The 13,654-nt window shown below is 69.7% G+C and carries 9 protein-coding genes; 3 read left to right on the plus strand and 6 right to left on the minus strand.

Annotation, left to right across the window (positions count from 1 at the left end; genetic code table 11):
* Nucleotides 1-99: 99 nt before the first annotated feature.
* From HC362_RS27710 to HC362_RS27725, 4 genes are all read right to left on the minus strand, one after another.
* Entirely contained in the window at nucleotides 100-1,707 is a 1,608-nt protein-coding gene (locus HC362_RS27710) for a glycerol-3-phosphate dehydrogenase/oxidase (RefSeq protein ID WP_243086853.1), read from the minus strand.
* Between the two features lie 5 nt (nucleotides 1,708-1,712).
* Nucleotides 1,713-3,257, minus strand: a complete 1,545-nt coding sequence (gene glpK / locus HC362_RS27715; protein WP_209264487.1) for a glycerol kinase GlpK — start codon at nucleotides 3,255-3,257, stop codon at nucleotides 1,713-1,715.
* Nucleotides 3,258-3,310: 53 nt separating this feature from the next.
* Nucleotides 3,311-4,075: an MIP/aquaporin family protein gene (locus HC362_RS27720; protein WP_243086855.1), complete on the minus strand. Its 765-nt coding sequence runs from the start codon at nucleotides 4,073-4,075 to the stop codon at nucleotides 3,311-3,313.
* 327 nt (nucleotides 4,076-4,402) lie between these two features.
* Nucleotides 4,403-5,167, minus strand: a complete 765-nt coding sequence (locus HC362_RS27725; protein ID WP_209264489.1) for an IclR family transcriptional regulator — start codon at nucleotides 5,165-5,167, stop codon at nucleotides 4,403-4,405.
* Between the two features lie 220 nt (nucleotides 5,168-5,387).
* Between HC362_RS27725 and metH the strand changes: the two genes are divergently transcribed.
* The 3 genes from metH (at nucleotide 5,388) to HC362_RS27740 (ending at nucleotide 11,763) form a co-directional block, all read left to right on the plus strand.
* Nucleotides 5,388-8,909, plus strand: coding sequence for a methionine synthase (metH, locus tag HC362_RS27730; protein ID WP_243086856.1), 3,522 nt, complete (start codon nucleotides 5,388-5,390; stop codon nucleotides 8,907-8,909).
* A gap of 141 nt (nucleotides 8,910-9,050) precedes the next feature.
* On the plus strand, nucleotides 9,051-9,752 hold the full coding sequence (locus HC362_RS27735; RefSeq protein ID WP_243086858.1) for an HAD family phosphatase: 702 nt from the start codon (nucleotides 9,051-9,053) through the stop codon (nucleotides 9,750-9,752).
* Nucleotides 9,753-10,167: 415 nt separating this feature from the next.
* Nucleotides 10,168-11,763 (plus strand): ABC transporter substrate-binding protein, encoded by a 1,596-nt coding sequence (locus HC362_RS27740; protein ID WP_243086859.1) that lies wholly within the window; start codon nucleotides 10,168-10,170, stop codon nucleotides 11,761-11,763.
* A gap of 131 nt (nucleotides 11,764-11,894) precedes the next feature.
* On the opposite strand, the gene HC362_RS27745 is transcribed toward HC362_RS27740, so the two are convergent.
* Together HC362_RS27745 and HC362_RS27750 are read right to left on the minus strand one after the other, a co-directional pair.
* Nucleotides 11,895-12,566, minus strand: coding sequence for a response regulator transcription factor (locus HC362_RS27745; RefSeq protein ID WP_209264493.1), 672 nt, complete (start codon nucleotides 12,564-12,566; stop codon nucleotides 11,895-11,897).
* 42 nt (nucleotides 12,567-12,608) lie between these two features.
* Nucleotides 12,609-13,541 carry a RecB family exonuclease gene (locus HC362_RS27750; protein ID WP_243086861.1) on the minus strand — a complete coding sequence of 311 codons (933 nt, stop codon included), beginning with the start codon at nucleotides 13,539-13,541 and terminating at the stop codon, nucleotides 12,609-12,611.
* Nucleotides 13,542-13,654: the final 113 nt, after the last annotated feature.

The raw sequence follows: 13,654 nt of genomic DNA on the forward strand, positions 1-13,654 counted from the left end.
GTTGCCGAACTGGTGATCGGTAAAAAGAGGTGGGGGCGTACGACGGAATCGTCGTACGCCCCCACCTTTGCCGGCTGTGCGGTCTCAGCCGCCGGTGTGTCAGCCGCGCTGCTTGAGGAGGTCCTCGATGCGGCCGCGGACCTCTTCGGTGTCCAGACCGCGGATGGTCAGGGTGGTGCGGCGGCGGGCGACGTCGTCGACCGTTTCCGCCCACTCGTGGTCCCGGGCGTAGACGACCTGGGCCCAGATCTCCGGCCCGTCCGGGTGGATGCGCTCGCCCAGCGACGGGTCCTCGTTGACCAGCCGGGCGATGTCGAAGGAGAGCGAGCCGTAGTGGGTGGCCAGCTGGCGGGCGGTCAGCGGGTCCATCCGGACGCCCGGTTCGCGGTCGACCAGCAGCCGGTGCGCGACCGCGTTGGGGTTGGCGATGCCGGGCAGCGGGGTGCGCCGTACCAGTTCCTTGACGGGAACGCTGTCCTCCGCGAGGCCCCCGCCGGGCAGCCTCTCCAGCTTGTTCATCACCGTGCGGCCGATGTGCCGGTAGGTGGTCCACTTGCCGCCGGCCACCGACAGCATGCCGCCCTTGCCCTCGGTGACGACGGTCTCGCGCTTGGCCGACTCCACGCCGCCGGGGCCGCCAGGCAGCACGCGCAGCCCGGCGAACGCGTAGGTCATCAGGTCGCGGTTCAGGTCGGCGTCCCGCACCGAGAACGCGGCCTCGTCCAGGATCTGCTGGATGTCGGCCTCGGTGGCGCGTACGTCGGCCGGGTCGCCGGTGTACTCCTCGTCCGTGGTGCCCAGCAGCAGCTGGTCCTCCCACGGCAGAGCGAAGGTGATGCGGTACTTGTCGATGGGGGTGGCCATCGCGGCCCGCCACGGCGACTTGCGCTTGAGCACCAGGTGGGCGCCCTTGGACAGCCGGATGGAGGGCGCCGCACCGCTGTCCTCCATCCTGCGCAGGTGGTCCACCCACGGCCCGGTCGCATTGAGCACCAGCCGCGCGTCGACGCCGAACTCCGTGCCGTCCGTGCGGTCCTTGAGCTCGGCGCCGGTGACCCGGCCGCGGGTGAAGCGCAGCCCGGTGACCTCGGCGTGGTTGAGGACGACCGCACCCGACTCCACGGCGGCGCGGACGGTCATCACGGCCATCCGCGAGTCGTTCATCTGGTGGTCGCCGTAGACCGCGACGGCCTTGAGGTTGTCGGTGCGCAGCGCCGGGTTGTCGGCGGCGGCCTTGGCGGGGGAGATGACCCGGCCGACGCCGTCGCCGAAGGCGGAAAGCGCCGAGTAGGCGAAGACGCCGGCACCCAGCTTGGTGGCGCCGTGCGGACCGCCCTTGTAGACGGGCAGGTAGAAGGTGAGCGGGTTGACCAGGTGGGGGGCCACGTCCTTGGCCAGCACACGCCGCTCGTGGTGGTTCTCCGCGACGAGCTTGACCGCGCCGGTCTGCAGGTAGCGCAGGCCGCCGTGCACCAGCTTGGAGGACGCGGAGGAGGTGGCGCCGGCGAAGTCGCCGGCGTCCACCATGGCCACCCGCAGTCCCGACTGCGCCGCATGCCAGGCCACCGAGGTGCCCAGGATGCCGCCGCCTATGACCAGGAGGTCGTACGTCGCGTTCGCGAGCAGCCCTCTGGTCTCTGCGCGGCCCGGGTTGCTGCCGGCAGTCGGGTGCGTCCCGAGGGTGGGGACGCTCTGCGAGGTGTTCATCTGACTCAGTTCTCCTCTTCGATCCAGCCCATGGTCCGCTCCACGGCCTTGAGCCAGTTCCGGTATTCCCGCTCACGCGTGTCCGCGTCCATGCGGGGGGTCCATTCAGCGGCGCGCTTCCAGTTGGCCCGCAGCTCGTCGGTGTCCGACCAGAAACCGACGGCCAGACCGGCCGCGTACGCCGCACCGAGACAGGTGGTCTCGGCAACCATCGGACGGACGACAGGCGCGTCCAGCACGTCCGAGATGGTCTGCATCAGCAGGTTGTTGGCGGTCATACCGCCGTCCACCTTCAGGGCCGCCAGCTCGACGTCCGAGTCCTTCTGCATCGCGTCGACGATCTCCCTGGTCTGCCAGGCGGTCGCCTCCAGCACCGCGCGGGCCAGGTGCGCCTTGGTGACGTAGCGGGTCAGGCCCGCTATGACACCGCGGGCGTCCGAGCGCCAGTACGGTGCGAACAGACCGGAGAACGCCGGGACGAAGTAGGCGCCTCCGTTGTCCTCGACGGAGCTGGCCAGCGTCTCGATCTCCGCAGCGCTGTTGATCAGCCCCATCTGGTCGCGCATCCACTGCACCAGCGAGCCGGTGACCGCGATGGAGCCCTCCAGCGCGAAGACCGGCTGCTGGTCGCCGATGCGGTAGCCGACCGTGGTGAGCAGCCCGTTGTAGGAGTTGACCGGCTCGTGGCCGGTGTTCATCAGCAGGAAGGTGCCGGTGCCGTAGGTGGACTTCGCCTCGCCCTGTGCGAAGCAGGTCTGGCCGAACAGCGCCGCCTGCTGGTCGCCCAGAGCGGAGGCGACGGGCAGCCCCGCCAGCTCACCGGTGGCCTCGCCGTACACCTCGGACGAGGACCGGATCTCGGGCAGCACCTCCATGGGGATCCCGATGGAGGCGCAGATCTTCTCGTCCCACGCCATGGTGTGCAGGTTCATCAGCAGGGTGCGGGAGGCGTTGGTGACGTCGGTGACGTGCTTGCCGCCGTTGGGCCCGCCGGTCAGGTTCCAGATGACCCACGAGTCCATGGTGCCGAAGAGGATCTCGCCCCGCTCGGCGCGCTCCCGCAGCCCCTCGACGTTGTCGAGCAGCCAGCGGATCTTCGGCCCGGCGAAGTAGGACGCCAGCGGCAGTCCGGTCTCGCGGCGGAACCGGTCCTGGCCGACGTTGCGGCCCAGCTCCTTGCAGAGGGTGTCGGTACGGGTGTCCTGCCAGACGATGGCGTTGTGCACCGGCTTGCCGGTGGCCTTCTCCCACAGGACGGTGGTCTCGCGCTGGTTGGTGATACCCAGGGCCAGGACGTCGCTCTTGGTGACTCCGGCCTTCTCCAGCGCTCCCGTGACCACCTGCTGGACGTTGGTCCAGATCTCGGCGGCGTCGTGCTCGACCCAGCCCGGCTTCGGGAGGATCTGCTCGTGCTCCTTCTGGTCGACCGCCACGATCCGGCCGTCCTTGTCGAAGACGATGCAGCGGCTGGAGGTGGTGCCCTGGTCGATCGCGGCTATGAAGGGGCCGCCGCCGTGCGCGGAGGCGTGGGTGCCGTGGGTCTCGCTCATGGTGTGTGTGCTCCCTTGCGTCATCGGTTCGTCTCAGTGTGCGGGCGGACCGCTCATCCCCAGGCGAGGTTGTAGAGCCCGCCGGCGATGGCGGCGCCTGCAAGCGGGCCCACCACCGGCACCCAGGCGTAGCTCCAGTCGCTGCCGCCCTTGTTGGGCAGCGGCAGCAGCGAGTGGGTGATCCGGGGACCGAGGTCTCGTGCCGGGTTGATGGCGTAGCCCGTGGGGCCACCGAGCGAGAGACCGATACCGACGACGACCAGTGCGGTGATCAAGGCACCCAGCTTGCCGAGACCGACGGTCCCGTCGGCGTCCTTGACCAGGCCCTGGGTGAGGATCGCGAAGATCAGAACGAAGGTGGCGATGACCTCCGTGAGGAAGTTCATCAGGCTGTGGCGCACCTCGGGGGAGGTGAAGAACACGCCGTGCACGGGCCCGGGATTCGCGTCCTTCAACTCGACCGCGTCCGGCTCGTGCAGTGTGGCCTGGAACTGGCTGTAGTAGGCGACCCATACCAGTACGGCACCGAGGATGGCGCCCAGCAGCTCACTGCCCATGTAGAGCGGTACGTCGCTCCAGGGGGTGTCGCCCTTGATGGCGAGGGCCAGGGTGACGGCCGGGTTGAGGTGGGCGCCGGACGGCTGGGCGATGTAGGCGCCGGTGAGGACCGCGAAGCCCCAGCCGAAGGCGATGGCGACCCAGCCGGCCGCGAACGCCTTGGAACGCTTCAGATTGACTGCGGCCACTACGCCGCCACCGAGGAGGATCAGCACCATGGTGCCGGTGACCTCACTCGTGAAAATGTCGGAGCTGGACACCCGCGAGACTCCTTTGTCCTTTTGTCCTGGCTGCCTCCCGGCCGGGGGCGGGGAGGTGCGGCGGGCCGGTCGTTCGTCCGGTGTTCGACAATGTCGACCGCCGAACGGCAACTTTTCTCCTTCGTGGGGGTCCCGTCAAGGGTCTGTGACAGATGACTCCTGGCTGTCATCCTGCGGGCACACAGCGGATGCGGCACCCCGCAGGCGGCCAGACGGCGTGACCGATTCCCTCCGGAGGGCCCGCGCCCGGGCCCGGGAGGGAGCCCCGTGCCCGGCTCGGAGGAGGGCACCGGGACCCCGGCTCCGAGGAGGGCGCCGGGACCCGGCTCAGAACCGCTGGGCTCCCAGGTCGCGGGAGACCGCACGCGCCGTGTCCCGGACGGCTGCGACCAGCCGGGGGATCAGCTCGTCGCCCTCGCACACCCGTTCAACGGCACCGGTGATGCCCACCGCGCCCACCGGCATCCGGCGCCGGTCGTGGATCGGCGCCGCCACCGAGGCGAGCCCGTCCCAGGTCTCCTCCACGTCCGCCGCCCAGCCGCGCGCCCGCACGGTCTCCAGCAGCTTCTCGAACCGGTCGGGCTCGGTCACCGTGCGCTCGGTGAACGCCGGCCGCTCCCCTTCCAGCGCCTCGCTCAGCGCCACCGGGTCGTAGGCGGACAGCACCTTGCCCAGCGCCGTGCTGTGCAGCGGCTGCATGGCGCCCACCTCCAGCACCTGGCGGCTGTCGTCCGGGCGGAAGACGTGGTGCACGATCAGCACGCCCTGCTGGTGCAGTACGCCGAGATAGACGCTCTCGCCGCTGGACCGGGCCAGGTCGTCGGTCCACACCAGGGCGCGGGCCCGCAGCTCGTGGACGTCCAGATAGCTGTTGCCCAGCCGCAGCAGCTCGGCTCCCAGCTGATAGCGGCCCGTGACCTGCTCCTGCTCCACGAAGCCCTCCTGCTGGAGGGTGCGCAGGAGTCCGTGCGCCGTACCCTTGGCAAGGTCGAGCGCCGAGGCGATCTCGGAGAGCCCGAGCCGCCGCTCGCCGCCGGCCAACAGCCGTAGTACGGCCGCCGCACGCTCCAGCGACTGGATGGTCCGGGCCATCGGTCCTCCCTGACCTGCTGCCTTCTGAATTCGACAATGCCGAACGGTATCGCTTGATGCCGACGCGACGGTAGTCGGGATCGAGCCGGGATCGAGTAGCGGGGTGTCCGATGGTCGGAATGTCGACCGGCACTCTTGCGTTCGCCCGCTACGCTGACCGGGTGCGCTGCCTCACCGGCGCGCAAAGCCGACAGCCGTCGCAACCCAGGGAGCCTCTTCCATGGCCTCGTCGCCGAGCAGCACGTCCGCATCCTCGAACCCCACCCGGGCCGATGCCCTCCGCCAGGCGCTGGCCTCGCGCGTGGTCGTCGCCGATGGCGCGATGGGGACGATGATCCAGGCGCAGGACCCGACGCTGGAGGATTTCGAGCAGCTGGAGGGCTGCAACGAGATTCTGAACGTGACCCGCCCCGACATCATCCGCACGGTGCACGAGGAGTACTTCGCCGCCGGCGTGGACTGTGTGGAGACCAACACCTTCGGCGCCAACCACGCGGCGCTGGGGGAGTACGACATCACCGACCGGATCTTCGAGCTGTCCGAAAAGGGCGTACGCATCGCCCGTGACGTCGCCGAGGAGTTCGAATCCGGGGACGGCCGGATGCGCTGGGTGCTGGGCTCCATGGGCCCGGGCACCAAGCTGCCGACCCTCGGCCACGCCCCGTACCCCACACTGCGGGACGCCTACCAGCAGAACGCCGAAGGCATGATCGCGGGCGGCGCCGACGCGCTGCTGGTGGAGACCACCCAGGACCTGCTGCAGACCAAGGCGGCCGTCATCGGCGCCCGCCGTGCGATGGAGGCGGCGGGCGTGAACCTGCCGCTGCTGTGCTCGGTCACCGTCGAGACGACCGGCACCATGCTGCTCGGGTCCGAGATCGGCGCGGCGCTCGCGGCCCTGGAGCCGCTGGGCATCGACATGATCGGCCTGAACTGTGCGACCGGGCCCGCCGAGATGAGCGAGCACCTGCGCTACCTGGCCCAGCACGCCCGCGTCCCGCTGTCGTGCATGCCGAACGCCGGTCTGCCGGTGCTCGGCAAGGACGGCGCCAGCTACCCGCTCACCCCGCAGGAGCTGGCCGACGCGCACGACACCTTCGTCCGCGACTACGGCCTCTCCCTGGTGGGCGGCTGCTGCGGTACGACGCCCGAGCACCTGCGGCAGCTGGTGGAGCGAGTGCGCGGCCGCGAGCCCGCCGAGCGCAACCCGCAGCCCGAGCCCGCGGCCGCCTCCCTCTACCAGGCCGTGCCCTTCCGGCAGGACACCTCGTATCTGGCCATCGGGGAGCGGACCAACGCCAACGGGTCCAAGAAGTTCCGCGAGGCGATGCTGGACGAGCGCTGGGACGACTGCGTCGAGCTGGCCCGCGAGCAGATCCGCGAGGGCGCCCACATGCTCGACCTGTGCGTCGACTACGTGGGCCGGGACGGCGTCGCCGACATGACGGAGCTGGCCGGACGGCTGGCCACGGCCTCCACGCTGCCGATCGTGCTGGACTCCACCGAGATCGCCGTCATCCAGGCCGGCCTCGAGAAGCTGGGCGGCCGAGCCGTCATCAACTCCGTCAACTACGAGGACGGCGACGGCCCCGACTCGCGCTTCGCGAAGGTCACCAAGCTGGCGGCCGAGCACGGCGCGGCCCTCATCGCGCTGACCATCGACGAGGAGGGCCAGGCCCGTACCGCCGAACACAAGGTCGCCATCGCCGAACGCCTCATCGCGGACCTGACCGGCAACTACGGCATCCAAGAGTCGGACATCCTCATCGACGTCCTCACCTTCACCATCTGCACCGGCCAGGAGGAGTCCCGCAAGGACGGTCTCAACACCATCGAGGCCATCCGGCAGCTCAAGCAGAAGCACCCGGACGTGCAGACAGTGCTGGGCCTGTCGAACATCTCCTTCGGCCTCAACCCGGCGGCCCGCATCGTGCTCAACTCGGTCTTCCTCGACGAGTGCGTCAAGGCGGGGCTGGACTCCGCGATCGTGCACGCCAGCAAGATCCTGCCGATCTCCCGCTTCGAGGAGGAGCAGGTCACCACGGCCCGCGACCTGATCTACGACCGCCGCAGCGAGGGCTACGACCCGCTGCAGAAGCTGATGGAGCTGTTCGAGGGCGCCACCGCCAAGTCGATGAAGGCGGGCAAGGCCGAGGAGCTGGCAGCGCTCCCGCTGGAGGAGCGCCTCCAGCGCCGCATCATCGACGGCGAGCGCAACGGCCTGGAGGCCGACCTGGACGAGGCCCTGCAGGAGCGGCCGGCGCTCGACATCGTCAACGACACGCTGCTGGCGGGCATGAAGGTCGTCGGTGAGCTGTTCGGCTCCGGCCAGATGCAGCTGCCGTTCGTGCTCCAGTCGGCCGAGGTGATGAAGGCCGCCGTGGCCCACCTCGAACCGCACATGGAGAAGAAGGAGGACGAGCAGGGCAAGGGCACCATCGTGCTGGCCACCGTGCGCGGCGACGTCCACGACATCGGCAAGAACCTGGTGGACATCATCCTGTCCAACAACGGCTACCAGGTCGTCAACCTCGGCATCAAGCAGCCGGTGAGCGCCATCCTGGAGGCCGCGGCCGAACACCGCGCCGATGTGATCGGCATGTCGGGCCTGCTGGTGAAGTCCACGGTGATCATGAAGGAGAACCTGGAGGAGCTCAACCAGCGCAAGATGGCCCAGGACTTCCCGGTCATCCTCGGCGGCGCCGCGCTCACCCGCGCCTATGTCGAGCAGGACCTGCACGAGATCTACGAGGGCGAGGTCCGCTACGCCAAGGACGCCTTCGAGGGCCTGAGCCTCATGGACGCCCTGATGGACGTCAAGCGCGGGGTGCCCGGCGCCAAGCTGCCCGAGCTCAAGCAGCGCAGGGTCGCCAAGCGGGATCTCGACATCCCCGAGCCCGAGGCCAACGACGGCTCCATCCGCTCCGATGTGGCTCTCGACAATCCCGTTCCCGAGCCGCCCTTCTGGGGCACCCGGGTCGTCAAGGGCATCCAGCAGCAGGACTACGCCTCCTGGCTGGACGAGGGGGCGCTGTTCAAGGGCCAGTGGGGGCTCAAGGAGTCCCGCAAGGGCGACGGCCCCTCCTACCAGGAGCTGGTGGAGACCGAGGGCCGTCCCCGGCTGCGCGGCTGGCTGGAGCGGCTGCAGACGGAGAACCTGCTGGAGGCGTCCGTCGTCTACGGCTACTTCCCCTGCTACTCCAAGGGCGACGACCTGATCCTGCTGGACGAACAGGGCAACGAGCGCACCCGCTTCACCTTCCCCCGCCAGCGGCGGGGCCGCCGGCTCTGCCTGGCTGATTTCTTCCGTCCGGAGGACTCGGGCGAGACGGATGTGGTCGGGCTGCAGGTCGTCACCGTCGGCTCCAGGATCGGCGAGAAGACCGCCGAGCTCTTCGCCGGTGACGCCTACCGCGACTACCTGGAGCTGCACGGTCTGTCCGTACAGCTCGCCGAGGCGCTGGCCGAGTACTGGCACGCCCGGGTCCGTGGCGAGCTGGGCTTCGCGGGTGAGGACCCCGACCAGATGCAGGGCATGTTCGACCTGAAGTACCGGGGCGCCCGCTTCTCCCTGGGCTACGGCGCCTGCCCCAACCTGGAGGACCGCGCCAAGATCGCTGAGCTGCTGCGCCCCGAGCGGATCGGTGTCGAGCTGTCCGAGGAGTTCCAGCTGCACCCCGAACAGTCGACCGACGCCATCGTGCTGCACCACCCCGAGGCGAAGTATTTCAACGCCCGATGAGGGTATACGTCATACACTGATCGGTCCGGTAGAGGCCGGTCGTCCCTTTCCGGCGGAGTCCCCGGAGCCATCCGGGCCCGTCGGCAGGGGGCGGCCGGCCTTGTCGTCCCTTTGGAGTCGTCTTTCAAGGAGGTGCCGCGGATGGCCGATCCATCCCCCGCCGTCACCACTCTGACGGGTGAAGAGCCAGCGCTTCAGGCCGTCCTGCTGGACATGGACGGCACCCTCGTGGACACCGAGGACTTCTGGTGGGACGCCGAGGTCGAGGTCTTCGCCGAACTGGGGCACGAGCTGCGCGACGAGTGGCGCTCGGTGGTGGTCGGCGGACCGATGTCGCGCAGCGCCGGCTTCCTGATCGAGGCCACGGCCGCCGACATCGGTCTCGAGGAGCTCAGCGTGCTGTTGAACGCCAAGTTCGTCGAGCGGCTGGAGCGGGGCGTTCCGCTGATGCCGGGCGCCCGCCGCCTGTTGGCGGAGCTGTCGGCGCACCGTATCCCCGCCGCGCTCGTCTCGGCCTCGCACCGCACGGTCGTCGACCGGATGCTGACCTGGATCGGCCCCGAGCACTTCGCCTTCACGGTCGCGGGCGACGAGCTGGCCCGTACCAAGCCGCACCCCGACCCCTATCTGACCGCGGCACGGCGGCTGGGCGCCGATCCGGCGCGCTGCGCGGTGCTGGAGGACACCGCCACCGGTGTCGCCGCCGCCGAGGCCGCCGGCTGCCATGTGGTGGCCGTGCCGTCCCTCGCGCCGATCGAGCCGAAGTCCGGCCGCACCATTGTGAGTTCGCTCGAAGAAGTCGATCTCGAATTCCTCCGTTCGCGGATCATGGTCGTGCGCTGAGCGGACTACTTCCGTCCGGAACCTGTATTTCGCAGACCGCTTTTCGCGGACTGCGGAAATCCCGCCGCGCGGGCCTGTGCCGAGCCCGGCGCCGGGGCAGAAACGGCCGAACTCGAGTGTCCGGTGCCGAGATTGGTCCAGTGACGTTCGTCACGCGCTACCCCCTCGACGGCGGGGCGAAGACGTGGTGCCCCTGGGGCTGGTGGGGGAATTGTCCTTCCCTTGTGTCCCCATTGGTGGGATGAAGCGAAGATCGTTCCGGCGTCCGGATAGCGGACGGGAAGGCCGCGGTTTCTGTCTGTGAAACCGATTCCATGGCCCGCGATTCAGAAGCGACCGGAGTAGACCATTAATGTCGGTGTACCGGCCATTCCTCCCTGCAGCAAACCCTGGCCGGCCGAGGAGATCGTCGACCATGAACCGTAGAACTGTGGTGCTGCCCGTGCTTGCCGCCGGGCTGCTCACGCCTCTGCTCGCCGGGTGCGGGTCCGAGAAGGGCGGGAGCGCCGGTGGCGATGCGATCGTCGTCGGTACGACGGACCACTTCGCGGTCGGCAAGGACGCGCCGGCCCCGTTCGATCCGGCGGCCGCGTACGACGTCGCGGCCTGGGGGGTCATGCGCAACACCTTCCAGACGCTCCTGCGCTTCCCGCGCACCGGCACCACCCCGGTGACGGACGCCGCCGGCGAGTGCGGCTTCCTCGACGCGAACAACGAGCAGTACCGCTGCACGGTGCGCAAGGGCCAGACGTTCTCCAACGGACACACGCTGGACGCCGAGGACGTCGAGTTCTCCCTGCGGCGCCTCAAGCGCATCAACCACAAGGGCGGCCCCGCCGTCCTCTTCAGCAACCTGGCCAGCGTCCGGGCCAACGGGAAGAACGAGGTCGTCTTCCGTCTCAAGAAGCCCGACGCGACCTTCCCGTACAAGCTGACCACCCCGGCCGCAGCGATCGTCGACAGCGAGACCTACCCGGCCGACTCCCTCACCAAGGGCGACCAGCTCACCGGCTCGGGCCCCTACGCCCTCGAGCACATCGACGCCAAGTCCGCGGTGCTGGCCAAGAACCCGCACTACAGTGGCCGCCTGAAGCTGCACAACAGCAGGATCGAGCTGCGCTTCTTCGACCGTGCCGAGGGGATGGAGAAGGCGCTCAAGTCCGGCGACATCGATGTCATGGGCCGCACCATCTCCCCCGACCAGGTCAGCCGGCTGGACGAGGCCCAGGACCAGGGGATCGAGCTGGTCCAGCAGCCCGGGCAGGAGATCCGCTACCTCGCCTTCGACACCGACGACGGGACCGCGGGCAAGAAGGCCGTCCGCCAGGCCATCGCCCAGCTGGTCGACCGCAAGAAGATCGTGCGGGACGCCTACGACCGCAGCACCGAGCCGCTCTACAGCATCGTGCCGGCCGGGCTGCCCGCTCACCGCAACTCGTTCTTCAACAAGTACGGCGACCCCAGCAAGGCGGCGGCCGAGCGGACCCTGCACGCCGCGGGCATCGACAAGCCCGTCAAGCTCACCCTCACCTACACCACGGACCACTACGGCGACGCCACCGCGGAGGAGTTCGCCGTCCTCAAGAAGCAGCTCAACGACAGCGGCCTCTTCGATGTGCGCATCAAGGGCGTCAAGTGGGACCGGTTCCGCCCCGCGGCCACCGACGGCAAGTACCAGGTATTCGGCTACGGCTGGTACCCGGACTTCCCCGACGCGGACAATTTCGTCGCCCCCTTCTTCGAGAAGGACAACTTCCTCGGCTCGCCCTACGCCAACCACGAGATCCGCGACGAGCTCGTCCCGCGGACCCGCCGCCAGACCGAACGTTCCGCCACCACGGGCACCTTCGGCCGCGTCCAGGACATCGTCGCCGAGGACGTGCCCGTACTTCCGCTCTGGCAGGGCAAGCAGTACCTGGCGGCCCGCGACGACATCACCGGCGTCGAATGGACCCTCAACTCCTCCTCGGTGCTCCAGCTGTGGGAGCTGGGCAGGGGCCAGGCGGACTGAACCGTCCAGGGCCAGGGGGCCGCAAGGCCTCCGGCCTCGCCCCGGCTACGGGAGCAGGGGAGGAGGCCGAAGCCCCGGGGTACGGGGGCGCCCCGGGTCCGGGGCCGCAACCCGCACGTCCGGCCGCCGGCTCAGGACGAACCGGGCCGCACCAGTCCGCTCTCGTACGCGTACACCGCCGCCTGCACCCGGTCGCGCAGCCCCAGCTTCGTCAGCACATGGCCGACGTGCGTCTTGACGGTCGTCTCGCTCACGAAGAGGTCGGCCGCGATCTCCGCGTTCGACAGCCCGCGCGCCACCAGCTTGAGCACCTCGACCTCACGCTCGGTCAGCTGATGCAGCGTGTCCGGCACCGGCTCCTCGCCCGAGGGCAGCTTGCCCGCGTACTTGTCCAGCAGGCGGCGGGTGATGCTCGGCGCCAGCATGGCCTCGCCCGCGGCCACCACCCGGATGGCCTGCACCAGCTCGCCGGCGGGCGCGTCCTTGAGCAGGAAGCCGCTGGCCCCGGCGCGCAGCGCCTCGACCACGTACTCGTCCAGGTCGAAGGTGGTCAGCACCAGGACCTTCGCGGGGCCGTCCTTGGCGGGCCCGGTGATCCGGCGGGTGGCCTCGACCCCGTCCATCCGGGGCATCCGGATGTCCATCAGGACCACGTCCGGCTGCAGGGCGCGCACCTGGTCGAGCGCCTGCAGGCCGTCCCCCGCCTCACCGACCACCGCTATGTCCTGCTCGGCCTCCAGAATCATCCGGAAGCCGGTGCGCAGCAGCGGCTGGTCGTCGACCAGCAGAACGCGGATTGCCACGGGAACTCCTCAAGGGGACGGCAGCGGTCGCCCTATTCTCACTCAGCCCCCGAGGCTGTGGCCCGCTGCCCCTTCGGAGTCCGAGGCCGAGTCGGAGGCCGACTCCGCCGGGCTCGGGGCCCGGTCCGGCTCCCGGGGTTCGGGAAGCCGTGGCTGGATCATCAGCGGATACGGCGGGGGAGTGCCGCCGAACTCCGGACAGTGGGCCTGGTGGTCGCACCAGCCGCACAGCTTGCTCGGCCTGGGGCGCCAGTCGCCCGTCTCCGTCGCCCGCGTGATCGCGTCCCACAGGGCCAGCAGCTTGCGCTCGGTGGACCGCAGATCGCGCTCGTCCGGGTCGTAGGTGAGCACGTCGCCGCTGCCCAGGAAGACGAGCTGCAGGCGCCGGGGCACCACACCGCGCAGCCGCCACAGCACCAGCGCGTAGAACTTCATCTGGAACAGCGGGCCGTCGGTGTACTCCGGCCGGGGCGCCTTGCCGGTCTTGTAGTCGACGATCCGCACCTCGCCGGTGGGCGCCACATCGACCCGGTCGATGATCCCGCGCAGCCGCAGCCCCGAATCCAGCCGCGCCTCCACGAACAGCTCCCGCTCCGCCGGCTCCAATCGGGTGGGGTCCTCCAGCGTGAACCACCGCTCGACCAGCGCCTCGGCCTCCGCGAGCCACTGCGCCAACTGGGCACCGTCGGAGGTGTCCTGGGCGAACAGCTCGGCCAGCTCCGGGCGCTTGGCCAGCAGCCGCTCCCACTCCCCGGCGACCATGGCCCGCGCCCGCCGCGCGTCGCGCTCCTGCGCCGGGGCGTCGAACAGCCTTTCAAGCACCGCATGCACCACCGTCCCCCGGGTGGCGGCTGCCGAAGGCTTCTCCGGCAGTTTGTCGATCACCCGGAAGCGGTAGAGCAGCGGGCACTGCATGAAGTCCCCTGCCCTGGAGGGCGACAGCGAGGTCGGCGGTGTGGCCGCGCTGGTACTCATGGGGTAAGACCCTACGGCCCACCACTGACAGCGGACACTTACCATCGACGGCAGACCCCCTCGCACCGGATGATCGCCAACGTGAAGACGACCGGCAGCCGCGCGGCGCGGCG

This window comes from Streptomyces sp. 891-h (assembly GCF_022760275.1).
In the GTDB taxonomy this organism is placed as follows: Bacteria; Actinomycetota; Actinomycetes; order Streptomycetales; family Streptomycetaceae; genus Streptomyces; species Streptomyces spirodelae.